Genomic DNA, 24,476 nt, shown 5'->3' on the forward strand with positions numbered 1-24,476 from the left:
GGCCTCGCTCGCTGCGCATCCCCCGGCTACCCCTCGTCGTCCTCGTCGTCCTCGTCGGAGTCGCCCAGCACGTCGGAGAGGTGCTGGACGATGGAGTTGCCCAGCTCGTCTTCGGTGGTGAACAGTCCGTGCACGGCGCCCATCGGATAGATGGCCTCCTCCGTGTCCTCTCCGGGCAACCCCACGCAGGGGTCGTCGATGACCCCTGACGGATCCGCCTCCCCGAACAGGGACGGCAGTTCGGCGCCCTTCACGGCGAACGGCTCGAACTTCCACACCGCTCCCTGGGTGCGGCAGACCACTTCCCCGATGTACCAGCACGCCCCCTGAAGAAATGCGTCGCGTCGCGCGGTGAGGGTCTCAGCGTCGTTGTCGTACCGGCTGCGGATGAGATCTTCCAGCGCGTCCAGGGACCGGGGGGAGAAGTCCCATGCCTCGGGGGTGCTGGTGGCCTCGGCCCAGTGCTCGAAGCCCTGGGCGCGTTCGGTCAGCCACGCCGACAGGTCGGGGTGGGTCTGCGGGTCGATGCTGTGGTCTGCGCGATCAGCCATGCCGCCCACTGTAGACAGCCACTCGGACAGTGGAATGAACTGTCCTTCCTGTCACACCAGTTGACACGCCGAACCTCAACAACCCGTTGTATCAGCCGGCACATGAAGCTCTAGGGTGTGGGGCTGGACGGTGGCAAGCACGGGGGCCCCACCGTCCAACTCCATGTCCCATGAGCCCCCCACAGGGACAGACACACGTGAGTACCTCCATACGATCACGCTTACGGCTCCGGCTGGCCGCCTGCTTCGCCACGGCAGCCGCAGCCGGACTCATCGTCACCGGCCTGCCCGCCCTACAGGGCACGGCCGACGCCGCACCGGGCAAGATCCGCTGCGACGAGAAGTTCCTCGGCCGCAAATACAACATGGACGAGGCCCGCGGCGTCCAGGGCAAGAACACCCCTTACAGCCAGAACCCCGAAGACACCTGGGGCGACTACTTCTTCGACAACCCCTCCCACGCCTTCGACGGGATGTCCACGCCGGACCAGGCGAAGCTGGACGCCGCCGGCAAGACCGAAGATGACGTCCAGAAGTGGAAGAAGAAGTACGGCCAGACCGGTGACCCGCAGTACCGGGCCCTGGAGATCTACGCCCGCTACAACAAGCAGCTGGTCGGCGACGGCCCTCGGAAGATGACGGACTTCCGCCTCTGGCTCGACCAGAGGGTCATCGGCAACGAGGCCAACCAGCGCAAGGGCGACGGCTTCGAATCCCGCGTCGTCAAGCAGTTCAAGCTCGTCGGACCGGACTGGATCTGCCAGAAGGAAGTGCCGGTCTTCGACAAGAACGGCAAGGCGGTCATCAACCCCAGGACCGGCGAGCAGGCGGTCCGCAAGTACGACGCCTACAACGCCAAGACCAAAGAGTTCGTCGAGTTCAAGTCCAACGGCAAGCACATCGCCGAACAGCTCCGCTGGGACAAGCACATCCTGCGCAACAAGGAGTACGCCGACCACAAGCTCCGCCTGATCACCGGCGACGAGACCACGGGCAACACCAAGCGCCAGTACGCCTCCCTGAACCGGCAACTCCAGAGCGAACGCGGCACGAACCTCCCCCAGGCCACCATCCGCGAGCAGCGCGCCAACGGCCATGCCCGCTGGACGCCGAACAGGTACACCCGCTACGACAAGGTCTTCAACCCCGATCCGCGCCGCATCGGCTCCTACGGCCCGCTGCACGACGACGTGTGGCGCTCGGCGAAGAGCCCTGAGCAGGCACGCAAGCTCCAGCACCAGTACAACCAGGTCAACACCCGTGGCGGCTTCGGGCGGCCCGGGGGCATCGACTTCTCCACCCTGGAGCTCCAGTACGTCGGCAACCCGACCAAGGGCAAGGGTCTCGACTACTCCTTCAAGGCCGACATGGTCGAGGACGAGGACAAGAACCCCGGCTGGGGCGGTGAGCAGCGCCTTCAGCTCTCCTCCGATGCGATGTTCGCCTGGCTGGCGCTGACGCCGGACAAGTTCTGGGTCAACCTCAACCCGGACCAGCCCGACAAGATCATGGACAAGACGTTCGGGAAGACCGACGCCGGACGTGTCCTGCTTCAGGCCGACCTGGAGATGAAGCACGACTACGCGCGTGACATGGACCCGCGCAGCGGCATCGGCAAGCAGTACTGGGATGCCATGACGGCCGCGAACATCCCCTGCGGGCACCAGATCCGGCTGTGGATCGTACCCAGGACCGCCAAGGTCCGCGCCGACAACAAGGGCCTGTACATCCTGGATGCGCCACTGAAGGTCAACGCCGAACCCCAGAAGGTCAACTACCCCAGCCCCAACGGCAAGTGCGACCTGACCGAGGCCCAGATCGACACCTCACAGCGCCTGGTCGAGCAGTACGTGATCCCCGACGTCGAGAAGAAGGTCAACAGCGGGAGCGCGTACGCCGACCTGCGCCGCGTCTACAACGCCCGCGTCGCGGCCGAGTACGTCCGCACCCAGGACAAGGACCACGTCACCGACTTCCGGCCCATCATCAACAGCAACGACGTGGCCCGGTGGCCGCTGCGGGGCAAGGCCAGGACCTGGACCCCGAAGCAGACGTGGGACGACTACATGAAGTCGTACACGCAGGGCGACTACAGCTACCCCTGCCAGGTCGACGGCCAGAACAAGACCTGCATCATGGGCGGCGTCGACTTCTCCAAGGCCCCGAAGCGCAACATCTCCAAGGTGGAGTTCAACCTCCAGCACCCCAGGACGGACACCACCACCAAGACCTCCAGGACCACCACGGTCACCTACCGCAACAGCAACACCGTCATGTTCGGCGGCTCCAGCTCCGGCCAGGTCGACAACGGCGGCGGGGGCAACACCCCGGGCCCGAAGCCGACCGACACGGGCAAACCCACCAGCAAGCCGACCCATACGCCCACCACCCCGGCACCGGAACCTTCCGACAGCCACACCCCCGCCCACACCGGCGCTCCGAAGGACCCGGACGGCGACCTCGCCGACACCGGCTCCGACACCCCCATCGGTCCGATCGCCTCCCTCGCCGCGGCACTCGCCGTCGGCGGAGCGGGCCTGACCTGGTGGATGCGCCGCCGTAGGGCCGCCGGCAGCTGACGGTCGCACCCCACGCCGGACCCGCACAGCAGAGGCCCCGACCCCTCCATCCAGGAGAGGTCGGGGCCTTCCTCCTGGCCGGCTCAGTGACGTCGGCAGCTGTCCGGTCACGGTTGGTGGTCGACGGTGCGCCATCTCTGTGAGGGCCGATCGTGGAGCCCGGGCCCAATTCGGTTGGCAGCAGCGCGCCCATGCCGTGAACTTCAGCCCATGACATTCACAACTGAGGTGCGACGCACGGCAATTGTCACCGGCGCGGCACGCGGCATCGGTGCCGCGGTGGCCAGGCAGCTGGCCCGTGACGGCCTGGCGGTCGGCGTGATCGACCTGGACGAGGCGGACTGCGAAGGGACGGTGGAGGCCATCAGGAGCGACGGCGGGTCGGCGGTGGCGGTCGCCGCCGATGTCGCGGACGAGGCCGCGGTGACCGCCGCCGTCGCCCGGGTCACCACCGAGCTGGGTCCACCGACAGTACTGGTCAACAACGCCGGTGTCGGTCCCCGTGCCGACCTCGTGGAGATGACCACGGAGCAGTGGGACACGGTCCTGGGGGTCAATCTGCGCGGCCCGTTCTTCTTCACCCGGGCCGTCACCCCACACATGATCGCGGCCGGCTGGGGGCGGATCGTCACCATGTCGAGCATCTCCGCGGTCGGCGACGCCGCGCGTGTCGACTACGCCAGCGCGAAGGCTGGCCTGCTCGGTTTCACCAAGTCGCTCGCCCTGCAGCTCGGCCGGCACGGCATCACGGCCAACGCCATCGCCCCGGGCTTCGTGGTGAGCGACATGACCAGGACCTCGGCCCGCCGGCTGGGTCTCGGCTTCGAGGAGTTCCAGCGCAACGCGGCGCAGTCCATTCCGGTCGGGCGAGTGGGTCAGCCGGAGGACATCGCCCATACGGCGTCCTACCTTGTGAGCCCCGGGGCGGGGTTCGTCTCCGGCCAGGTGATCTACGTGGCGGGCGGGCCGGTGGACTGAGACGGCCGGGCGTGTGTCACGCGCCGCCCGGGGCGCCGGGTACCGTGGGACGTACCGATTTCGTGGGCCTCCTGGCGGGCTGCGTATACCCAGGAGGAGCTCATGACGACGAACCGCGGACGCAAGGACGTCATCCGCGACCGGATGGCCGCCACCGGCGAGTCGTACAACGTCGCCGCCCGCAATCTCAAGGCGATGAAGGACATGGGCGCCACCCGTGACGCCGTCCTCACCCAGCGCTGGCACCCGGCGGACTCGCTCGATGTGCCGTGCCCCTGCGGCGGGATGTGCGAGCCGGGCGAGAGGTGCGAGCGCTGTCACGCCCGGCACCGGCACGTGGCGCGCTACCCCGGCAGCGTCACCGACGTGGAGACGTGGGTGGACCGGTACGACTGCCTGGGCTGCTCGTCCTCGTACACGCTGACCGTCGTCCTGCGCGGCCGCCCCTGGGGCGTCGCCGAGACAGTGGTTCAGGGCGGGGCGGCGGAGCCGGTGGTCAGGGCGCGGGTGTTCCCCGGCGTCGCCCACCCCCTGCTGCGCCCCGAGACCTCCGAGGACGACTGACCGGCTGCGGGCGGATGCGCCCCGCGGCCGGGCGTCGCGTCAGCTCTCGTCCGGTGCCAGGCGCAGCGAGATCGAGTTGATGCAGTACCGCTGGTCGGTCGGCGTGGGGTACCCCTCGCCCTCGAAGACGTGCCCCAGGTGCGAGCCGCAGCGCGCGCACCGCACCTCGGTGCGGACCATGCCGAGGCTGCGGTCCTGGATCAGCTCGACCGCGTCCGTGTCCTTCGGGTCGTAGAAGGACGGCCAGCCGCAGTGCGACTCGAACTTCGTGTCCGAGCGGAACAGCTCGGTGCCACAGGCCCGGCAGGAGTAGACGCCGGCCGTCTTGGTGTCGGTGTACTCACCTACGAAGGCCGGTTCGGTGCCGGCCTGGCGCAGGACCGCGTACTCCGCGGGCGTCAGCTCCGCCCGCCATTCCTCGTCCGGCTTCTCGATGTCGTACGACACGGTGGCTCCCTCAGCTCGACAGGTGGTCCAGGATCTGCGGGCCGAGGTCCGTGACGTCGCCCGCGCCCATGGTGAGAACGAGGTCACCGGGCTTCGCCATTCCCGCGACGACCTCGGGGACCGCCGCCTTGTCGTGGACGGCGGTGACGTCGGCGCCGGCCGCCTTCGCCGCGTCGATGATCAGGGTGCTGGTGACGCCCGGGATCGGGTCCTCACGGGCCGGGTAGATGTCCAGGACCACGGAGGCGTCGGCGAGGGCGAGGGCTTGGCCCATCTCCGTACCGAGCTCCTGGGTGCGGGAGAAGAGGTGCGGCTGGAAGACGACCAGGAGGCGCGCGTCGGAAGCGGCGCCGCGCATCGCTTCGAGGTCGGCGGTCATCTCCGTCGGGTGGTGCGCGTACGAGTCGATGACCTGGACGCCCGCCGCCTCGCCCTTGAGCTGGAGGCGGCGCTTGACCCCGGTGTACTTGCCGAGCGCGGAGGCCAGATTGTGGGCCGGGATGCCCAGTGCGACACCGGCGGCCAGGGCGGCGACCGCGTTGTGGGCGTAGTGGCTGCCCGGGACGGAGACCGTGAACGTGAGGAACTTGCCGTTCAGGACGACCGTGACTTCGCTGGTCAGACCGCGCGGGGTGATCTTGTGGACGCGTACGTCGGCGGTCTCGGCCTCACCGTACGTGACGATGTTGAGGGAGGAGAGGTCGCGTACGCGCCTCGTCAGCTCGACGGCGCCGGACTGGTCCGCGGAGACGACCAGGGTGCCACCGGGGACGATCTTCCCGACGAACGTCTCGAAGGAGTCGTAGATCTCGTCCATCGAGGCGTAATTCGCGTGGTGGTCCAGCTCCACGTTGAGGACGATCGCGACCTCGGGGTCGTACTTCTGGAAGCTGCGGTCGCTCTCGTCGGCCTCGGCGACGAAGATGTCGCCCTCACCGTGCGTCGCGTTGGTGCCGGGGCCCGCCAGGTCGCCGCCGATGGCGTACGACGGGTCGAGGCCCAGCTCGGAGAGGGCGACGGCCAGCATCGACGTGGTGGTCGTCTTGCCGTGGGTGCCGGCGACGGCGATGGCGCGCAGGCCCTGCATCAGCGAGGCGAGCGCGTCCGATCGGTGCACGACGGGGACCGACCGCTCGGCGGCGCGCAGCAGCTCCGGGTTGTCGGCGCGGATGGCGCTGGAAACGACCACGCAGGACGCGTCGTCCGCCAGATGACCGGCGGCGTGCCCGATGTGGACGGTCGCGCCCAGTGCCCGCAGGGCCTCGGCCGTGCCGGACTCCTTGGCGTCGCTGCCAGCGACCTTCGCGCCGCGCCGGGCGAGGATCTTCGCGATGCCCGACATTCCGGCGCCGCCGATGCCGATGAAGTGCGGTCGTTCCATGGCGGCAGGAATACCGGGTGCCATGCGCGTATCTCCCAAAAGTTGTGGTGCGACGCCCCCAGCCTATTCGCTGTGCGCGAAGAGTTTGAGCACAGGTACGCCGACCTTGTGCCGGGCCCTGGACGCCCAGTCACGGTGGAAGAACTCCTCCACGTAGTGCGGGGCGGTCAGCACGATGACCTCGTCGGCCCCCGCCTCGTCGACCACGGATTTCAGCTTGTCCAGCGGGTGGTCCTCGACCACTTGTCCGACCGCTTCGGAGCCCGCCTTGCGCAGCGCGGCGAGCGAGACCTCGAGGGCCAGCTCGGCGGACTGCCTGGCGTCCTTGCCCTCGGGCTCCCCGAGCTCGCGGGCCGCTTCCTTCAGCTCGCCGATCGCCACGTCGTCGATGGCGCGCAGCAGTACGTCGGCCTGGTCACCGCGCGGCTGCATCAGTACGACGAACGAGGTCCCCTCGTCCCCGTGGAGGGTGGTGACGAACTCGACGTCCTCGGAAGTGAGGGGCTTCTCGATCATCAAAACGCTGGTGAACACCACAGGCGCCCTTCTGTTCCATCGACCGTCGCAGGCCGCTGCCGAAACCGTCCTTCCCCGTGCCGGCACGGGGACTGCGAGAGCTATTGTGCCCACCGGAAGCTAACCGGAACGGGATATTCCGCTTATTGTCAGATCCGACGGTACCGAGTGAAGAGGAACCCGGCCTCCTCCAGCAGCGACGCCAGGGTGAATCGTTCCGGCACCGCCACCGCCGGACCTCCGGCGATCCGCTGGGCGTCCCCGGCCGTCAGCATCGGCGAGAGGGTCAGACACAGCTCGTCCAGCACCCCGGCAGCGATGAACTGACCGAGCAGCCGGGGTCCGCCCTCCGCCAGCTGCCGCTTGAGCCCGCGGTCCGCGAGTTCCCGTACGGCCCTGGCGGGGTCCACCCGGGAGCCCTCCCCCGCGGTCACCACCTCGGCGCCCGCCTTCCGGGCCGCTTCGATCCGATCCGGCGGCGCGCCGTTGCCGGTGAGGACGAGGGTCGGGACGAGCGGCGAGACGAACAGCGGAAGCGAGAAGTCCAGATCCAGGCTGCCGCTGACCACGGCGATCGCCGGGGCGGGCCCTTGCCCGGCCGCCGCCCGCCGCGCGGCGAAGGCCTCCCGGGCCCGGGCCGGCCGGTATCCCTCCATGCGCACGGTCTCCGCACCCACCACGACGACATCGGCCAGGCCGCGCAACGTACCGAAGATCCGCATGTCCGTCTCGCAGGAGATCGGCTGCGAGCGGCCGTCGTGCTGGGCGGCGCCGTCGAGCGTGGAGACCATGTTGGCGCGCAGCCACGGGCCGTCCCCTGCGGGGTACGCATAGGCGTCGGCCAGCTCGTCCAGACTCCACTCCCCTGCTTCGGCAGCCGGTGTCTGGTCGGTCACAGGGAAGAGGCGTCGCATTCGTGCAGTCTCGCACGGCGCTTAAGCTTGACAGCTGTGTCGTCCTCCACCGCCGTGCCTGGGCAGAGTCCCATAGCCGAAACGGCCCCGCTGTCCCTGTGCGCCCTTGAGCCGCACGTCCCTGCCGACCGTCTGGTCGCCGAGATGGTGCCGCCGCCGCGCTTCGACACGGTGCGCTTCGACACGTACGTCCCCGACCCCGACCAGCCCAGTCAGGTCGAGGCGGTCAAGGTCCTCAGCGAGTTCGCGACCGGGCTCGGCGGTGCGCACGCCACAGGTGTGGGCAAGCGCAAGTGGTTCAGCAGGAAGGCTGCGCCGGTGGCCGGGCCGCTCGGTGTGTATCTCGACGGTGGTTACGGCGTCGGCAAGACGCACCTGCTGGCCTCGCTCTGGCACGCCACGCCCGCCGCCCCGTCGCTCAAGGCGTTCGGCACCTTCGTGGAGCTGACAAACCTGGTGGGCGCCCTGGGCTTCCAGCAGACCGTGCAGACACTCAGCGGGCACCGGCTGCTCTGCATCGACGAGTTCGAACTCGACGACCCGGGCGACACCGTCCTCGTGTCGTCGCTGCTCAGCAGGCTGGTCGAGGCGGGGGTCGCGCTGGCCGCCACCTCCAACACGCTGCCCGGCAAGCTCGGCGAGGGGCGCTTCGCCGCCGCCGACTTCCTGCGGGAGATCCAGGGCCTGTCCTCGCACTTCCGCCCGCTGCGGATCGATGGCGAGGACTACCGGCACCGCGGGCTGCCCGAGGCCCCCGCGCCGTACTCCGACGAGCAGGTCACCAGGGCGGCGTACGCCACCGAGGGCGCGAGCCTGGACGACTTCCCGTCGCTGCTCGACCATCTGGCCCGTGTCCATCCGAGCCGGTACGGCGCGCTGACGGACGGCATCCGGGCGGTCTGCCTCACCGACGTGCAGCCGGTGCCGGACCAGTCGACGGCGCTGCGGCTCGTGGTGCTCGCCGACCGGCTGTACGACCGCGAGATACCGGTGCTCGCCTCCGGGCTCCCGTTCGACCGGCTGTTCAGCGACGAGATGCTGAACGGGGGGTACCGGAAGAAGTACTTCCGGGCGATCTCCCGGCTGACGGCGCTGGCGCGCGACGCAAAGGGACTGGTGGCGCAGTAGGTTCGGATGCGGTAACTCCATCATCCGAAGGGAACCAGCATGGCAACCACGCGTCAGGCGCACACGGTCTGGGAAGGCAACCTGATCGAGGGCGAGGGCGTTGTCACCTTCGACTCCTCCGGCATCGGGGAGTACGCGGTGTCGTGGCCGTCCCGCGCGGAAAAGGCGAACGGCAAGACCAGCCCGGAGGAGCTCATCGCGGCGGCGCACTCCAGCTGCTTCTCGATGGCGCTGTCCAACGGTCTGACCACGGCCGGCAACGCGCCGACCCGGCTGAACACCCAGGCCGAGGTCACCTTCCAGCCCGGCACCGGCATCACCGGCATCCACCTCACCGTGCAGGGCGAGGTGCCCGGTCTCGACGAGGCGGGCTTCGTCAAGGCGGCCGAGGACGCCAAGGCGAACTGCCCGGTCAGCCAGGCGCTCACGGGCACGACGATCACGTTGACCGCTTCGCTCGTCTGATCCCACGGGCCACGGCAGGCCCGCGACGCGCCACCAGGCACAGTGGCCCGCATGGTTCCCGTGCGGCGATACGCGTGGTACACACATGCGGGTCACTTCTCCTGTCCGCCAGCAGGGAGTTGCCTCATGTCATCTGCACCAGCACGACGACTCGCAACACGACGACAGGTCCTGGCCGGCAGCGGTGCGACCGCTGTCTCGATCGCCTTCGCCGGGGCCTTCTCCGAACTCTTCGCGGGCACCGCCGCCGCCCGTGGCCACAGCGGCTACGGACCGCTGGTCCCCGACCCGGACGGCCTGCTCGATCTGCCGAAGGGCTTCCGCTACCGGGTGCTGTCCCGAGAGGGCGACCGGCTCCGCTCCGGCGAGGGCCCGGTCCCCAGCAACCACGACGGCATGGCTGCCTTCGCCGGCCACCGGGGCCGCGTCCATCTCGTCCGCAACCACGAGAACCGGGTCACCGCGAAGATCGCGGTCCCGGCCGTCGAAGGCCTCACCTACGACCCGATGGGCAAGGGCGGCTGCACAGCACTGGAGCTCGACAGCCGCGGCGCCGTCCTCGGCGAACGCGTGGCCATCGCCGGCACGGCGGTGAACTGCGCGGGCGGCCGCACCCCTTGGAACACCTGGCTGACCTGCGAGGAGACCGAGGACCGAGCCGGCACCAACGGCTACACCAAGGACCACGGCTTCATCTTCGAGGTGGACGGCGCCGACCCGCACCGCACCGGAGCCGTGCCGCTCACCGCGATGGGCCGGTTCCAGCACGAGGCGATCGCGATCGATCCGAACAACGGGATCGTCTACGAGACGGAGGACGCGTTCGAGAAGCCGTTCGGGCTCTTCTACCGCTTCCTGCCGGAGAAACCACTGGGCGGCACGGGCTCCTTGCGGGCCGGCGGCGAACTGCAGGCCATGCGGGTGCCCGGCGTCCCCGACCTCTCCGTCATCCAGGAGACCGGTGCGAGCTTCGACCGGATCGAGTGGGTCCCCGTACCGGATCCGCAGGCCGCGGGGACGCCCATCCGGCTGCAGGACTTCGGTCCGAAGGGCATCACACACGCCCAGAAGCTGGAGGGCTGCTACTGGGGCGGCTCGTCGGTCTACTTCGTCTCCAGCTTCGCGCAGAGTGCGGCGGGCTCGGCAGCCGACCACTTCGGCCAGGTGTGGCGGTACGAACCGAAGCGCCGCCGCCTCACCCTGGTGGTCGTCTTCGGCCCCGGTACGGATGTTCAGCTGCCCGGCGAGTCCCCCGACAACATCTGCCTGTCGTCCGACGGCGGGCTGATGGTGTGCGAGGACGGCAACGGCGCCCAGCATGTGTTCGGTGTGACGCGGAGCGGCGAGGTGTACGCGATGGCGCGCGGCCGCCAGAACATCGGTACGCCCCAGGAGCCGGAGTGGGGCGAGTTCGCCGGGGTCACGTTCGCGCCGGACGGCGGAACGATGTTCGTGAACTGCTACACGCCCGGGACGACGTTCGCCGTGACGGGCCCTTGGCGCTGATGCGACTGATGCGCTGAGCAGTACGGGGGCGGCGGGCGGCACCGTCCGCCGCCCCCGTACCGGATCGGTCCGCGGCGCCCACCAGTTGGTGAAGGGCCCTCGAGGTCTCCCGTGGCCGGGTCGGCCGGCGCCGGGGAGGAGCGGCTGTCGATGTCGCCCGCGGTGTTCTTCTGCACCCGCTCCCGGCTCGTCAGCCCGAGCAGGCCGTGCGCTGCGCCTCCTGCCACTCGCAGACCGGGCAGAGCGTGATCCCCTTGACCGACTCCGGATACTCGGTCGGCTCCCGGCACAGCACGCACTCGGCGTACGGAGGTCCCGATTCCGGTGCGTCGGAAGCCACCGGCACGGGCCTCGCGCCGGGCGTCTCGCAGTACGACTCGTCCATGCGCACAAGCCTAAGGGCTGTCCCGTAGGACAGCCCTTGGTCACCCGCGCAGCGAAGTGAGCCGGCAGACCACCGTCCCCACCGCGGCGGCCACGGCAGCGGCGCAGATCAGCGGCAGGACGGGAATGTGGACCGCCCCGGTCAGCGATCCGGTGACCAGCCCCGTGACCGCGTACTTCGCCGGCGAGCCGCTGGTCACCAGGGACAGCAGGGCGGCGAGCGCGGTGGCCGCGACCGACCAGCCGCGGCGGTGCAGCACCGGGCGCGTGCACAGCGCGCCGACCGCCGCTCCGAGCAACGCGCAGCAGGCGGCGGCGAGCAGCCCGGCGAGTCCGGCGGGCAGCAGCGGGACGCGGACGGTGTGGTCGGCGTTGGCCGGATCGCTGATCAGCAGCACGATCGCGGTGGCCGCAGTGCCCAGCAGTCCGGCGCAGCCCACAGCGGTGAGCAGCGACGCCAGATGGACCTTCGGCTGCCCGGTCACGGCGGCGGCGACGGTCCGGGCGGCGGGCGGTTCCTGGGTGGCGCAGAGCTGGACGAGCCAGGCGCTGACGGGCAGGAGAGCGGCGGCGGCGTAACCGAGCGAGTCGAGCACGGGCTGCCCCGACTGGACTCCCACGGCGAGGAAGACCGCGTACAGGAGGACGGGGGCGAGCCAGCGCTGGGAGCGGAGCAGCAGGGCGGCCTGGTAGCGGATCAGCGCGGTCATGGGATCCGGGACGGTTCGGTCCGGGGCGTCGGTTCCGGTGCTGCCGCTGCCGACAGCTGCCGGATGTGCCACGGCGGGCGGGCCGTCAGCAGGGCACGCAGGAGTGCGTCCGAGTACACGGCCGCGACCGTGAGCCGCACGGTGCCGTCGGGTCCGGGTTCCTGCGCGGGGGCACCCGGCAGCCCAGCCGGAAGGGTGGCCCCGGAGGCACCCGTGACCTCGATCCGTACCCGCGGCCCGGTCTCGGTCTCGGACGCCGCCTCCCGCGGCGCTACGGGGACGAGCCCGAGCCCCTCGACCCGGTGGGTGGCGTCGATCACGCCCGCCAGCCGGCGCGGATCATGGTCGACGAAGACGACGGTGGCTCCGGCCGTGACCCGTTCCGCGACGGCGCGATCCAGTTCGTCGCGGGCCGCGATGTCCAGGCCGGTCCATGCCTCGTCCAGGACCAGGAGTTCCGGTTCGGCCAGGAGGGCCTGGGCCACGGCGACCTTCTGGCTGGTGCCCTTGGAGAGTTCCGACAGCGGTGTACGGGCGTGGTCGGCGGCCCCGAACCGGGCCAGCCATGCCTGCGCCCGCCCGGTCGCCTCGGCGGTGCCCAGGCCGTGGATCCGGCCCAGGTGGACGAGGTACCGGGCCGCGGTGAAGGGCAGCGCCGCCGGGAAGCGCTCGGGGACGTAGGCCGTACGCGGCCTGCGGCCGGTGATCCGCCCCTCGGTCGGGGTGTCGATCCCCGCGAGCAGCCTCAGCAGGGTTGATTTGCCCGATCCGTTGGCCCCCTCGATCCGGACCAGGGCGTGCGCGGGCAGGTCGAGGTCGACCCCGCGCAGCACCCACGGTCCGCCGAGGCCGTAGCGACGGCCCACCCCGGTCAGGTTCAGTTGGCCGATGCCTTCTCGGGCTTGAGCTCACTGGGCCGTACGATCACGAACCCCTCGCCGTCCAGCCTCAGTTGGACGGCCTCCCCGGAGCCCCCGCGGATCATCGAGCCGAAGCTCTGCGAGCGGTGCAGCGACGTGGCCAGTTGGCTGCTCCAGCCGACCACGGCGTCCGTGTCGACGCACACCGGCTGATGGGCTGTGACCGGGATCACTATGGGATGCCCCTCACACATCAGGCCGAGCTTGCCGTAGCCGCTGAAGACGCTGTTGAAGATTCCGCCGCCGGTCATTCCGGCACCCTTCACCGTCTTGATCTCGTACGAGAGCGTGGCGTCGAAACACAGGACGTTGCGACCGTTGATGGTGAGGACGTCGCCCTGTTCCATCTCCACGATGAAGCAGTTGGCGGCCTCGTGGGCGAACCACGCCTCACCCTGACCGCGGACCGCCATCAGCGGCAGCCCCTCTCCGGTGACGGCGCGCTTGAGCATGCCGCCGAGGCCCTGGCCCTTGCGCTCGAACTGCAGATCGCCGCGGAAGGCGACCATCGATCCCTGGCGTGCGTGCATCTCGCCGTTGACGGCGTACTTGATGGACTTGGTGTTCTGCAGGGTCATTCCGGGGGCGGTTGCCGGCTTGACCATGTTCTCGCTGGAAAAGAGATCGCTCTTCATGCGGTGCATCCTCACCCGGAGCGATTCATTCCGCCAAGGAGCCGGGAAACCCGGGAGAGGGACGGCTGGCAGACTTGGACGAGTGAGCAGCAACGACACCTCCCCTCCCCTGTCCCAGCCGGACTCCTCGGCCCGGTCGGACACCCCGGCCCGGTCGGGCGCCACGACCACGTCCGTCTCCCCCTTCCAGTCCGAGCGGAACAGCCGGGACGACGCCCCGCAGTACGTACTGCCGCTGGTCGTGCACATCGAGAAGACCGACCCCCCGGCCCGCACCGACGCACTGCGCACCGCCGCCCGCGCCGTCCTCGTGATGCTCTCCGACGAGCGGTCCGTCGGCGAGGGCGAGTGGGCGCAGGCCATCCACGACTGGCAGGACGCCCGGATCCGCAAGGTCGTGCGCCGGGCGCGCGGCGCGGAGTGGCGCAAGGCGTCCGCGCTTCCCGGCATCACGGTCACGGGCGAGAGCGCCGAGGTGCGGGTGTTCCCGCCGGTGCCGCTGGACGGCTGGCCGAAGGAGCTGGCCAAGCTCCAGGTGTCGGGCACGGACCTGGACGACCCCGAGCCGCCTGCCGCGCCCGACCCGTCCGGCCCGGTGCTGTGGCTGAACCCGGAGCTCGGTATGTCCGCGGGCAAGGAGATGGCGCAGGCCGGGCACGGCGCACAGCTCGCCTGGTGGGAGCTGTCGGAGACGGAGCGCAAGGCATGGCGCGAGGCCGGGTTCCCGCTCTCCGTCGCCACGCCGGACGCCGGACGATGGGCGGAACTCACCGTGAGCGGACTTCCGGTGGTGCGTGACGCCGGCTTCACGGAGATCGCTCCGGGGTCCTGCACGGTGGTCGCCGACCATCCGGCGCTGCGTCGCTGAGCGTCCGGCATGCGCCGTTGAACGCTCCGGTGCGCCGCTGCGTATCTCCCGATACTGCCCCACCGGTACTACTGACCAGTATCTTGAACGACCAGCCAGGCGCCGGTCGTTGGAACCGGCAGCTGATTCGACGCCGTCACACCTCGGCCCGGGAGAAACCTTGTTGCGACGCATCAACGGAACGGCCCTCATCATCGCGGCACTTGTCGCCACGCTCGGCGCGCTCGCCTATCCCGTCTGGTCCTACGCCGACCGTTCCGGCACCGGTCAGGCCAATCTCAACGCGTCGTCCGTCGCCACCCAGTGGGGTCCGCTCTCCGCGACCGACCGGGACTTCCTGGTGAGGGTGCGCCTGGCCGGTCTCTGGGAGCTCCCCGCCGGACAGCAGGCCATCGAGCGTGCGCCGAGCGAGGCGGTCAAGGCCGCCGGGGACCATCTGGTGGTCGGGCACACGGATCTGGACCGCCGGGCCCGGGACGTGGCCGCCAAGCTCGGGGTGGAACTGCCGAACCAGCCGACCGAGCAGCAGCAGGGCTGGCTGCGCGAGCTGACTGCGGCGAGCGGCGAGGAGTACGAGCGCAAGTTCGCCAATCTGCTGCGGGCCGCGCACGGCAAGGTCTTCGCCCTGGTCGCCCAGGTCCGGGCCACGACCCGGAATTCGCTGATCCGTCAGCTGGCGACAGACACCAACCAGACCGTGCTGGACCACATCAACATGCTGGAGGGCACCGGCTTCGTCGACTTCGACGCGATCGCGCGCGACGCGGCGGCCGGAGCGACGGCCAGTCCGACCGGGCCGCCCCCGCCGGCCGGCGGGACGGTGCCGGCCCAGCCGGTGCCCGCGGAGCCGACCGGGGACCAGTCGTTCACTTCGCGTCCGTCCACCATGCCGATGCCCTGATCCGGCCCGACCGGGGCCGAAACCTCAAATCCTGCTCTGAACGTCCCCCTCTTCGGGTTGGCCCCCGCCCGACGGGGCCATTACCCCTGCACGGAGCGGAGGAGGGGGACACCATGGAGCTGGGCATCGGTATCGGCTGGCGACCGGAAATAGCGGACGCGGTGGAGGCGCTGCCGGGGATCGACTGGGTGGAGGCGGTCGCGGAGAACCTCTGCACCGGCCATCTGCCCGACTCCCTGGTACGGCTCCGCGCGCGCGGCGTGACAGTCGTCCCGCACGGCGTCTCGCTGGGCCTCGGCGGGGCCGACCGCCCCGACCCCGGCCGACTCGCCGACCTCGCCACCCAGGCCGCGCTGCTGGGCACGCCGCTGGTCACGGAGCACATCGCGTTCGTGCGGGCCGGGGGGCCGCGCACCGCGTCTGCGAGGCTCGAAGCGGGCCACCTGCTGCCCGTACCGAGGACCTGGGAAGCGCTGGACGTCCTGTGCGAGAACGTGCGGATCGCCCAGGACTCGCTGCCGGTGCCGCTGGCGCTGGAGAACATCGCGGCGCTGATCGCCTGGCCCGGCGAGGAGCTGACAGAGGGCCAGTTCCTGGCGGAACTGGTCGAGCGCACCGGGGTCCGGCTGCTGATCGATGTCGCCAACCTGCACACCAACCACGTCAACCGTGGCGAGGACCCCGCAAAGGCGCTCGACGAACTGCCGGTGGAGGCGATCGCGTACGTACATGTGGCGGGCGGCATCGAGAAGGACGGCGTCTGGCACGACACGCACGCCCACCCGGTGACCCGGCCGGTCCTGGACGTACTCGCCGAACTCCGCTCCCGGATCGCCCCGCCCGGCGTTCTGCTCGAGCGCGACGACGACTTCCCGCCTGCGGAGGAACTGGCCGGCGAACTGACCGCCGTCCGCGCCACGTTGGAAGCGGCAGGGAAGGCCCGGTCGGGCTCCACGTCCGAGGCGGGGGCGTACGGCCACGGCAGCGGCGTTACCCCGGACACCTCCCCGGTCCAGCCCGCCGACGACGCCACCGGCACCGGTGGCGCCACCGAGGGAGCGCGGGACCGCGCCGCCGTCGCCCAGACCGCCTTGCTCTCCGCACTCGTGGCAGGCACCCCCGCCCCCGAGGGCTTCGACCACCGTCGCCTGGGCATCCAGAGCCGTGCCCTGGCCGCCAAGCGGGCCGACGTCGTCGCCAAGGTGGCGCCCGAGCTGCCCGGGATCCTCGGCGACGGCTACCGGGACGCCTTCCTCTCGTACGCCAGGACCCGCCCCATGTCCGCCGGATACCGGCGCGACGCACTGGACTTCGCCGAACAGCTGCTGATCACCGGCCGGCCCGCTGACGACGCCGCCCGGCGTCGGCTGACCCACTGGTGGCAGGACCGTGCGGCCGCCAGGCCGCCCCGTCGCACCACCCGGCTGGTACGGGCCGCCCGCGCCGCGATCGCCGGAAGGTGACCGGAATGAACATCGTCGCTCTGCTCGTGACGCTCGGCGTCGTCGCCTCCTCGACGCTTCTGATCGTGGGGCTCTCGAAGGCCCGGCGCGGACCCGGTGGTCCTGTGCACGACCTCTACGAAGTGGCCTTCCTGAACGGCGGGCCCGGCAGGGTGGTGGACACCGCGCTCACCGCGCTCCAGGCGGACGGACGTCTGGTGGTCGGCGGCCCCGGCATCGTCGCCATCACACAGCCGGTCGCCCACGACCCGGTGGAGAGGGCCGTCCTCCAGGCGCACGCCGCCGCCCCCAGCGGCGCGCTGCACACCTTGCGGGACGCAGCGATGCGGCACCCGGCCGTGCAGGAGGTCGGCGACGGACTCGCGGCCCGCGGTCTGCTGGCCGCGCCGGAGGCCGGCCGGAAGTGGCGCCGCTGGGGCCTGTTCCAGGGTTTCGGCTGCCTGCTGGCCATTCCGGCGTCGTTCGCGGTGACGGTGGCTCAGTTCGTGACGGAGAACGACCCGACCGGCTTCTCCGTCCCCTTCATCGTCAAGGTGCTCCCTGCCCTGGTCGTGGGCATCCCGATCGGGCTTGTCTGCGCGGGCGTTGCCCGTGCCCGGATCACCGGGGCGGGTAGGAGGGCTGCCCAGCAGTACCGCACCGCCCACGTCGGCACCGCGGAGCCGGCCCATCTGGTGGCGACGATCGGACTGCGCGCGCTGCCCGATCCCGTACTGCGGACGCAGCTGGTGACGGCGGCGCGGATGCGGACGACCGCCGGGCGGCAGCCGATGTCGCCCTCGCACCACTCCTCGTCCTCCACCGGCAGCGGCGACTACCTCATGGCGACGGCGTGGTGCGCCGGTTCGGGCCCGGCCGACTCCGGCTGCGGAAGTTCCAGCGGAACCCCGGGCGGCGGAGGCAGCGGTTGCGGCGGAGGTGGCGGCGGGTGCAGTTCGGGAAGCAGCTGCAGTTCGGGCTCCAACTGCTCCAGCTCCAGTTGTTCCAGCAGCAGTTGCTCCAGCAGCAGTGGTTCGAGCTGCGGCGGGTCGAGCTGCAGCAGCAGCTCCTGAACGGGCGGCGCCTCGGCCTCCACCGCCGCTTGTCTCCTCGGTGCACGTCCGTATGGTGGAAAGCCGTGGCGCTCCGCCGTCCGCCTCGCATAGAAATCCCGACATGCTCTGGGTTCTGTTTCTGCTGGTCGCATGGGGTGCTGCGACCCTCTCCTGTCTCCGGCTCTGTCTGGCCGCCGCGTCCGTCGACCGGGCACGGGACCCCGGAGAAGTCGAACTGACCCTGTACGAGACCGCGTTCCTGACGGGCGGCCCGCACCGGGTCGTCGACCTCGCCCTCGTCACCATGCATCTGCGCCGCCGCCTGCTGCTCGCCCATACCGGCTGGGCCACCGTCGTCGACCCCGAGGGCCGGGACGAGGTCGAGCGCACGGTGATCCGTGCCATCGGCCCGGAGGGACAGTCGCCGATTCCTCCGATACGTTCGGCGACCGCCGCCGCCGATGCCGTACGCACCCTCGCCGACCGCCTCGTCCGGGCGGGGCTGGCCCTGCCCGGCGGCGAACGGACCGACATCGCGTCGGCGGTACGCGCGGTACGCGGATCGGCCCTGCTGGCAGCCGTGATGGCGGGTGCCGCGCTGCTGCTTCCCGGACAGGGGCGGGGGTTCGGCAGCCCGGCGGCGGCCGAACTCGTCTGGTTCGGGCTGCCGCTCGTCCTGACGCTCGGCGCTCTGGCCATCGCCCGGATGGAGATCCATCCGTACAGCTCCTGGGCCTCGCCCACCGGGCAGCGGCTGCTGGACTCGGTCGCCGCCCCGGCGGGCGGAGCGGATCACGACGTCCTGGCTGCGGTCGCCGTACGAGGTGTCCGTGCCGTCGACGATCCGGCGCTGCGCGCCGCGCTCTCGGGTGGCGGCCACCCGGCACATCCCCCGCACCAGGGTCATTGAGTACAGCGCGGCCGGGGTCGACGTCCCGCTCGACCATCCGAAACCGTGCGGCCGCCGCATCGCACTCACCGTCAGCCGCACCCGCGCCACCTGCGAACCGGCCGAGTGTCAGGGCTGCATGGCGCCGTAGCCCATGCAGCTGATGGGTGGAGCCGGAAGTGCCGTGGACAGCATGGACTCACTCGTGGGTGATCAAGCAGGCTCAACCTCATCGTGATCGGCCAGGGGAAGGGCCTGCTCGGCCCAGATCGTCTTGCCCCGTGCGGCGTATCGGGTGCCCCAACGGCGAGTGAGCTGGGCAATGAGGAAGAGACCCCGGCCGCCCTCGTCGGTCTCGTATGCATGGCGCAGATGCGGGGCGGTGCTGCTGCTGTCGGTGACCTCGCAGATGAGGGTGAGGTCGCGGACAAGGCGCAGATGGATGGGGCCGCTGGCGTAGCGGATGGCGTTGGTGACCAGCTCGCTGACGATCAGTTCGGTGGTGGGCTCCAACTCTTCCGAGCTCCAGTTGGCGAGTTGCCGACAGGCCAGCGTGCGGGCGGTGGTGACGACCGCCGGGTCGTTCGGCAGGGTCCAGGCCGCCACCTGGTCCTCGCCGAGGCTCTTGGTGCGTGCCAGCAGCAACGTGATGCTGTCTGCCCCGCTGTCTTGGTGTGCGCGGATTACAGCGTCACAGGCGTCTTCCATGGGCCGGTGGGGGTTGGTCAGGATCTGCGGCAGGTCGGCCGGCAACGTCTGGGGGTCCCCGCCTTGGACGAGGCTGCTGGTGGAGAGGACGATGGCGCTCCCCACCGGTAGTTCCACTTCGACGGTCTCGTAGGGTGGACGACCGCTGCCCAGCGGTGGGCCGGCGGGGACGTCCGGCAATTCCACCGCCCCTTCGGGCTTGATGATCACAGGTGCCAAGCCGCCGGCCCGGGCGAAGGTGCAGCGTCGGGAGATGGGGTCGTAGACGGCGTACACACAGGTGGCCCCTGCCAGCGTCGTTGCCGAGGTGTCGTCGGGAGGGTGGGCCTCGGCTTGGTCGGTCACCAGGTCGTTCAGGTGGGCGAGCAGTTCCTCGGGAGCCAGGTCCTGTGCGGCAAGGGTGCTGATGGCGCTGCGCAGCCGGCCCATTTCCGCCGCTGCTTGCATGCTCTGCCCGACCAGGTGCCCCACCACGAGAGCCACTCGCGCGCCGGAAATCGGGATGACATCGAACCAGTCCCCGACGTTGGCGGAGAGCTCGTGGCGCCAGGCCACCTCCACCGCGTTCTGGGCCGGGACGCGCTGTGGCAGCAGGCTGCGCTGCAGGATGAGCGCGGCGCTGTGCTCGCGCGTGTACTGCCGCGCGTTGTCGATGCACACGGCCGCCCGGGCGGCGAGTTCGGTGGCGAGGGCGAGGTCGTCCTCCTCGAACGGACCGATGGCCCTCGTTCGGTAGAAGCTGGCCATGCCCAGCATCACACTGCGGGCGGTGAGGGGTACGACCATCATGGAGTGGGTGCCGGCCCTGCTGACGAGTTCGGCCCGGTGAGGCTCAAGCGTGGACCACGCGCGGTCGGCCTTCAGGTCACGCAGCAGGCGGGGTTGCAGGTCTGCCAGACACGCGGTGACGAACGGCGGGTAGGTCGGGACCACCTCGCCCGGAGCGTACGCCGGCTGAACGTCCAGCCCTTCGGCTGCGCGGAAAGCGGCGCGCCGCACGAGCGCCTCGGCGCTCACCGGCCCGGGTGGAGACGCCTCACCGTGGAACACGTCGTCCAGGACGTCCACCGCCACGAAGTCGGCAAGGGCCGGCACCGAGACCACGGCCAACTCCCTGGCCGTCGTCATCACGTCCAGCGTCGTACCGATCCGGGTACCCGCCTCCACCAGCAGATCCAGGCGCATCTGCGCCCGGTGTCGCTCGGACACGTCCTGTGAAGCGACACACACCCCGAGACCGGTTCCCTCCTGGTCCTTCAGCGGCAGGATTGTCACCGAGTACACGTGATCGTGATCAGGGTCGGACGGCGGCCGTCCGACGTGCTCGAAGTCGATCACCGGCACACCGCTCTCCAACACCGATCGGATCGTTTGCTCCGCAGTGCGGTCGATCACGCCCGGAGCCACGTCGCGAGCGAGGCGCCCGATGGCCTCCTCACCCACCGTCCCCCGTGCTCCCGGCCCGGCAAGGTTCAGCCGGCGTACCCGTAGCTCGGGGTCGAGGACCTGCACACCAAAGGGGGATTGCGTCAGCAGTGCCCTCAACAGCGCGGAATCGAGCTCCTGCTCATCGGTGCCGTTCGCGGCTTTCAGCACCACTGCCCAGCGGGCGGTGCTGTCCTCCACCAAGAGGCGCACCTGTGCGCGGACATCGAGGAGATGCCCGTCCCGATGTCGCGCGGCCAATCGCTCACTCGGCGTTTCCTCCTTGAAGCCTGCGGAGGCCGAACGCTCTCCGGCGGACAGCAACGCGGTCACATGGCGACCCAGGACCTCTTCCGCCGGATAGCCGAGCAGCTCCTGCGCTTGCGCACTCCATTCGGCGACGGCACCCTGCTCGTTCAGCACGAACCGGGCGTCACGTCCCGCGGACCGCCCGCGGGAGTCAGCGGTGCCCTGTCGCGCGTTCATGGTCGACTCCGTCCAGGCCGCTTTCCCTCGCCGCCGGAGGCGGCAAGAGCCCACAGGCCCATTTCACCGCAGACGGCGATCAGGCGCCGCTCAGGACAGCCGATCATGCCCACTGACCAGGACCGGCAGGCCGCGTACCACCCCACGCACCTCGGCGAGTACGCCCCTCCTCCGGGGACGGACGACCTCGGGCCGCTGTTTGCGCCGCCGCGCACACGTGCCCGGGCCATGGATGAGGTGCACGGCCGCACCCTTTCCAGGGAGGACCCAAGCTCCGCACGCTGGCCGAATCAGCGAGTCCGCATCGCTTCCACCGGGCGTGCGCCTGCAACAACACCGAGGCATCCCCGGTCCTCAACGGCAAGCGCCCGGACTGTTCGGTGGTCATACAGACCGTCTGCGCCCGCCCCCACCGGCCGCACTTCCAGCTAAGGGCTGAGCAAGACCGCGGTCCCGCACCTGCGGGCGGCAACCAACCGCGCATCCTCACGCTCTCGCCGCCGTTGAATCCCGCCCCCCACTGGTCGGCACGTGTCCTGCAGCCGGATGCCTGCTTCGACGGCGTACGTCCGCCCGTACCCGTGGAGCAACCGTGCCGCCGTCTGCCGCTGGTCACCGGGGCGGTTGGAGTCGGTCATGCCGCCCGGGTGCGCCCTGGCCGGCTCCATCGCATCATCCGCAGACCACGTCGCGCGGAGGCTTGCCGTCCAGGTATGCCGTGGTGTTCTCCATCGCGGCCCTGACGATCCGAGGCACCGTGCCGCGGGTGACGCCCGCGATGTGCGGGGTGAGTACCACGTTGGGGGCTCGGAGCAGCCGAAGCTCCGGACCCGGAGGCTCCGGGTCGAAGACGTCGAGGCCTGCCCCGGCGATCCGGCCGGCTTCCAGTGCGTCCGCGAGGGCCTCCTGGTCGACGACGGCGCCACGGGCAGTGTTGATCAGGAACGCGGTGGGCTTCAGCAGCGCCAGCCGGTCGGCGTCCAAGAGTTGCCAGGTTTCCTCGGTGAGCGGGACGTGCAGCGACACCGCGTCCGAGCTCCGGAGCAGCTCCTCGAGCGGCACCCGGCGCGCACCGTACCGCTCGGCTGCCTCGGCGTGCTCGCTGCGCGCCGTGTACAGCACTGTCATGTCGAACGCGGTGGCCCGGCGGGCCACCTCCTGGGCGACCACCCCGAAGCCGACCAGGCCGAGCGTCTTGCCCGCGAGTCCGGTCAGCGACCGCTGCAGGCGGTGATTGGCCCAGTCGCCGGCGGCGAGCGCGGTATGGGCCGGGACGAGCTGCTTGGCGAGCGCGAGCAGGAGCGCGAAGGTGTGCTCGGCGACCTCCCGATGCTCGGCGCCGGTGGAGCCGATGTTGCATACCGTCACTCCGCGGTCGCGGGCGGTGTCCAGGTCCACGTAGTCGAAGCCGTGGCTGGAGCACTGGACGAACTCCAGTAGCGGGGCAGCCTGGATGTCCGCCCCGGTGACCGGTGCAAGCGCGGTGACCAGGACCCGGGCGCGGGACAGCGCCTCCGGATCCTCGCCGGCGGCCTCCACCACCGTCACATCGGCCCGGTCGGCAAAGGCGGCGGCGAGGACGGCGCCGACCTGGCGTCCGCCGACGTGCGGCGGTACGACGGCGAGGACGGTCTTGCGGTCGGTCATGGCTGGGCTCCTACGAAGGGTGGGTGGGCCTGGTTCGGTACGAGATTCGGCCGGGCTCAGGTCGAACTCGGCGAGCAGGCTGCGGGAAATCGTGCGGGCACCAGGCCGGCAGCCAGGTGCCGAGGGTGATCAGGCGCGCCGTGCAGCCGGCGGCCTTGGCACGGGCGAGGGCCGGCCATCCATGCACGTCGTTGCCGCGTATCGCGTGCAGGGGCCGTCCTGCACGCTCATTCGAACAGATCCGGGTCGGTCCGCGAGATCTGCTCGAAAAGGGGCTGGAACTGAAACCAGCCGACAAACTCGCCACCGACCTGGCCATGGGTCAGCTTGGCGTTCTCATCCGTGATGCTGATGGTCGGCCCGGCTGCCTCGGCAGCAAGTTGTGCTTGAGCGGACCTTTCCATCGTGATGAACCACCACGCGGCGGAGTCGACGGAGGTTCCGACGGTGAGCAGGCCGTGGTTTCGCAGGATCGCCGCCTTGTGGGAGCCGAGAGCGTCGGCGATGCGCCTGCCCTCGGTGGGATCGTTCACCACGCCGGTGTAGTCATCGAACAGATCGTGGTCCTGGTAGAAGGCGCAGGCGTCTTGTGTGAGCGGCTCCAGATGCCGGCCTGTGGCCGACAGGGCCTTGCCGTACACCGAGTGGCTGTGCGCCGCGCCTACGACGTCGGGGCGGGCCTGGTGGACCGCGGAGTGGATCGCGAACGCCGCCCGGTTGACCCTGTGCCGTCCCTGAACCACCTCGCCATCACCGTTGACCAGCAGGAGGTCGCTGACCCTGATGTGCTTGAAGGAGACACCGAGCGGGTTGACCCAGAAGAAGTCGGGGTACTCGGGGTCGCGTGCGGTCATGTGCCCGGCGACGCCTTCCTCGAAGCCGAAGCGGCCGAACAGGCGCAGGGCTGCGGCCAGCCGCTCCTTGCGGTGGCGCCGCTCGGTGGCCACATCGTCGAAGACCGGTGGCCGGGGAAATATCAGGTCCGCTTCGGGGACGGGGGTCAGCCCGGCGGGCGGAAGCGGCTCGGCGGTGGGGCGCCCGGCGGGAACGGCTGCGGCTGACATGGAGATCCTCCTTGGCGTAGGTGAAAAGGCTCTGGACCCCCGCTCGCCATCGCGGTGCAAGGCCTCGATGGTCCACGCGGGCACGCGCCCGGCGGTTCACGCAGCCGGGCGGACGATGCAGCAGAAGCCCAAGTGGCAGGTCGAGGTGTCGATCGGCTGGGGCAGTCGTGCGGCGGGACGGTAGCGGCGGCAGTAATTCGGCGCGCACAAGTGCGATCCGCCCTTCATCACCTTGCGGGGGATGCGCAGGTGCTGACCGGGTTCGGCGCTGTCCGCCTCCGCGCCGCCAACCGGGTTCACGCGTGGCGGTGGT

General features: G+C 70.4%; 24 protein-coding genes. 11 read left to right on the forward strand and 13 right to left on the reverse strand.

What is annotated here, in order from left to right; all coding sequences use genetic code 11:
• Window positions 1–26: 26 nt before the first annotated feature.
• A complete protein-coding gene (locus tag OHA03_RS03535) occupies window positions 27–551 on the reverse strand; it encodes a hypothetical protein (RefSeq protein WP_267000616.1) in 525 nt (174 codons plus the stop codon).
• Window positions 552–748: 197 nt separating this feature from the next.
• Between OHA03_RS03535 and OHA03_RS03540 the strand changes: the two genes are divergently transcribed.
• The 3 genes from OHA03_RS03540 (at window position 749) to OHA03_RS03550 (ending at window position 4,672) form a co-directional block, all read left to right on the forward strand.
• Window positions 749–3,130: a hypothetical protein gene (locus tag OHA03_RS03540; protein WP_267000618.1), complete on the forward strand. Its 2,382-nt coding sequence runs from the start codon at window positions 749–751 to the stop codon at window positions 3,128–3,130.
• A gap of 210 nt (window positions 3,131–3,340) precedes the next feature.
• Window positions 3,341–4,108, forward strand: a complete 768-nt coding sequence (locus OHA03_RS03545) for an SDR family NAD(P)-dependent oxidoreductase (RefSeq protein WP_267000620.1) — start codon at window positions 3,341–3,343, stop codon at window positions 4,106–4,108.
• 102 nt (window positions 4,109–4,210) lie between these two features.
• Complete coding sequence (locus tag OHA03_RS03550) at window positions 4,211–4,672, forward strand: hypothetical protein (RefSeq protein WP_267000622.1); 462 nt, start codon at window positions 4,211–4,213, stop codon at window positions 4,670–4,672.
• 39 nt (window positions 4,673–4,711) lie between these two features.
• On the opposite strand, the gene msrB is transcribed toward OHA03_RS03550, so the two are convergent.
• The 4 genes from msrB to OHA03_RS03570 form a co-directional block, all read right to left on the reverse strand.
• Complete coding sequence (gene msrB / locus OHA03_RS03555) at window positions 4,712–5,119, reverse strand: peptide-methionine (R)-S-oxide reductase MsrB (RefSeq protein ID WP_267000624.1); 408 nt, start codon at window positions 5,117–5,119, stop codon at window positions 4,712–4,714.
• A gap of 10 nt (window positions 5,120–5,129) precedes the next feature.
• Complete coding sequence (murC, locus tag OHA03_RS03560; protein ID WP_267000626.1) at window positions 5,130–6,524, reverse strand: UDP-N-acetylmuramate--L-alanine ligase; 1,395 nt, start codon at window positions 6,522–6,524, stop codon at window positions 5,130–5,132.
• Window positions 6,525–6,563: 39 nt separating this feature from the next.
• Window positions 6,564–7,016, reverse strand: a complete 453-nt coding sequence (locus tag OHA03_RS03565) for an indole-3-glycerol phosphate synthase (RefSeq protein WP_267000628.1) — start codon at window positions 7,014–7,016, stop codon at window positions 6,564–6,566.
• A gap of 149 nt (window positions 7,017–7,165) precedes the next feature.
• A complete protein-coding gene (locus OHA03_RS03570) occupies window positions 7,166–7,930 on the reverse strand; it encodes a pyrimidine reductase family protein (RefSeq protein ID WP_267000630.1) in 765 nt (254 codons plus the stop codon).
• 36 nt (window positions 7,931–7,966) lie between these two features.
• On the opposite strand from OHA03_RS03570, the gene zapE reads away from it, so the two are divergent.
• The 3 genes from zapE to OHA03_RS03585 all read left to right on the forward strand — a co-directional run bounded on the left by zapE (window position 7,967) and on the right by OHA03_RS03585 (window position 11,029).
• Entirely contained in the window at window positions 7,967–9,058 is a 1,092-nt protein-coding gene (zapE, locus tag OHA03_RS03575) for a cell division protein ZapE (protein ID WP_267000632.1), read from the forward strand.
• A 39-nt stretch (window positions 9,059–9,097) separates the two neighbouring features.
• Window positions 9,098–9,523 (forward strand): OsmC family protein, encoded by a 426-nt coding sequence (locus OHA03_RS03580; RefSeq protein WP_267000634.1) that lies wholly within the window; start codon window positions 9,098–9,100, stop codon window positions 9,521–9,523.
• Between the two features lie 126 nt (window positions 9,524–9,649).
• Window positions 9,650–11,029 carry an alkaline phosphatase PhoX gene (locus OHA03_RS03585; protein ID WP_267000636.1) on the forward strand — a complete coding sequence of 460 codons (1,380 nt, stop codon included), beginning with the start codon at window positions 9,650–9,652 and terminating at the stop codon, window positions 11,027–11,029.
• Window positions 11,030–11,219: 190 nt separating this feature from the next.
• On the opposite strand, the gene OHA03_RS03590 is transcribed toward OHA03_RS03585, so the two are convergent.
• The 4 genes from OHA03_RS03590 to OHA03_RS03605 are packed head-to-tail and all read right to left on the reverse strand — an operon-like array spanning window position 11,220 to window position 13,678.
• Window positions 11,220–11,414: a hypothetical protein gene (locus OHA03_RS03590; RefSeq protein WP_267000638.1), complete on the reverse strand. Its 195-nt coding sequence runs from the start codon at window positions 11,412–11,414 to the stop codon at window positions 11,220–11,222.
• A 40-nt stretch (window positions 11,415–11,454) separates the two neighbouring features.
• The gene (locus OHA03_RS03595; protein WP_267000640.1) at window positions 11,455–12,123 is read right to left on the reverse strand and encodes an ABC transporter; all 669 of its coding nucleotides are present in this window, start codon (window positions 12,121–12,123) and stop codon (window positions 11,455–11,457) included.
• A complete protein-coding gene (locus OHA03_RS03600) occupies window positions 12,120–13,004 on the reverse strand; it encodes an ATP-binding cassette domain-containing protein (protein WP_267007921.1) in 885 nt (294 codons plus the stop codon). Before OHA03_RS03600 ends, OHA03_RS03595 begins: the two co-directional genes overlap by 4 nt.
• The gene (locus OHA03_RS03605; protein ID WP_267000642.1) at window positions 13,001–13,678 is read right to left on the reverse strand and encodes an AIM24 family protein; all 678 of its coding nucleotides are present in this window, start codon (window positions 13,676–13,678) and stop codon (window positions 13,001–13,003) included. Before OHA03_RS03605 ends, OHA03_RS03600 begins: the two co-directional genes overlap by 4 nt.
• A gap of 82 nt (window positions 13,679–13,760) precedes the next feature.
• Here OHA03_RS03605 and OHA03_RS03610 point away from each other — a divergent pair, with 82 nt between their 5' ends.
• The 5 genes from OHA03_RS03610 to OHA03_RS03630 all read left to right on the forward strand — a co-directional run bounded on the left by OHA03_RS03610 (window position 13,761) and on the right by OHA03_RS03630 (window position 18,854).
• Window positions 13,761–14,546: a peptidyl-tRNA hydrolase gene (locus OHA03_RS03610; protein WP_267000644.1), complete on the forward strand. Its 786-nt coding sequence runs from the start codon at window positions 13,761–13,763 to the stop codon at window positions 14,544–14,546.
• A gap of 163 nt (window positions 14,547–14,709) precedes the next feature.
• A complete protein-coding gene (locus tag OHA03_RS03615; RefSeq protein WP_267007922.1) occupies window positions 14,710–15,447 on the forward strand; it encodes a DUF4142 domain-containing protein in 738 nt (245 codons plus the stop codon).
• Window positions 15,448–15,560: 113 nt separating this feature from the next.
• Window positions 15,561–16,910 (forward strand): DUF692 domain-containing protein, encoded by a 1,350-nt coding sequence (locus tag OHA03_RS03620; protein ID WP_267000646.1) that lies wholly within the window; start codon window positions 15,561–15,563, stop codon window positions 16,908–16,910.
• Between the two features lie 5 nt (window positions 16,911–16,915).
• Entirely contained in the window at window positions 16,916–17,962 is a 1,047-nt protein-coding gene (locus tag OHA03_RS03625) for a TIGR04222 domain-containing membrane protein (protein WP_267000648.1), read from the forward strand.
• A gap of 103 nt (window positions 17,963–18,065) precedes the next feature.
• A complete protein-coding gene (locus OHA03_RS03630) occupies window positions 18,066–18,854 on the forward strand; it encodes a TIGR04222 domain-containing membrane protein (protein ID WP_267000650.1) in 789 nt (262 codons plus the stop codon).
• A gap of 192 nt (window positions 18,855–19,046) precedes the next feature.
• Here the strand turns inward: OHA03_RS03630 and OHA03_RS03635 are convergent, their stop codons facing one another.
• From OHA03_RS03635 to OHA03_RS03650, 4 genes are all read right to left on the reverse strand, one after another.
• Window positions 19,047–21,452 (reverse strand): SpoIIE family protein phosphatase, encoded by a 2,406-nt coding sequence (locus tag OHA03_RS03635; RefSeq protein WP_267000652.1) that lies wholly within the window; start codon window positions 21,450–21,452, stop codon window positions 19,047–19,049.
• Between the two features lie 672 nt (window positions 21,453–22,124).
• Window positions 22,125–23,099 (reverse strand): 2-hydroxyacid dehydrogenase, encoded by a 975-nt coding sequence (locus tag OHA03_RS03640; protein WP_267000654.1) that lies wholly within the window; start codon window positions 23,097–23,099, stop codon window positions 22,125–22,127.
• Between the two features lie 227 nt (window positions 23,100–23,326).
• Window positions 23,327–24,163, reverse strand: coding sequence for a class II aldolase/adducin family protein (locus OHA03_RS03645; RefSeq protein WP_267000656.1), 837 nt, complete (start codon window positions 24,161–24,163; stop codon window positions 23,327–23,329).
• A gap of 96 nt (window positions 24,164–24,259) precedes the next feature.
• Window positions 24,260–24,463 carry an SUMF1/EgtB/PvdO family nonheme iron enzyme gene (locus OHA03_RS03650; protein WP_267000658.1) on the reverse strand — a complete coding sequence of 68 codons (204 nt, stop codon included), beginning with the start codon at window positions 24,461–24,463 and terminating at the stop codon, window positions 24,260–24,262.
• Between the last annotated feature and the right edge of the window lie 13 nt (window positions 24,464–24,476).

The organism is Streptomyces sp. NBC_00154 (genome assembly GCF_026342835.1).
Classification (GTDB): Bacteria; Actinomycetota; Actinomycetes; order Streptomycetales; family Streptomycetaceae; genus Streptomyces.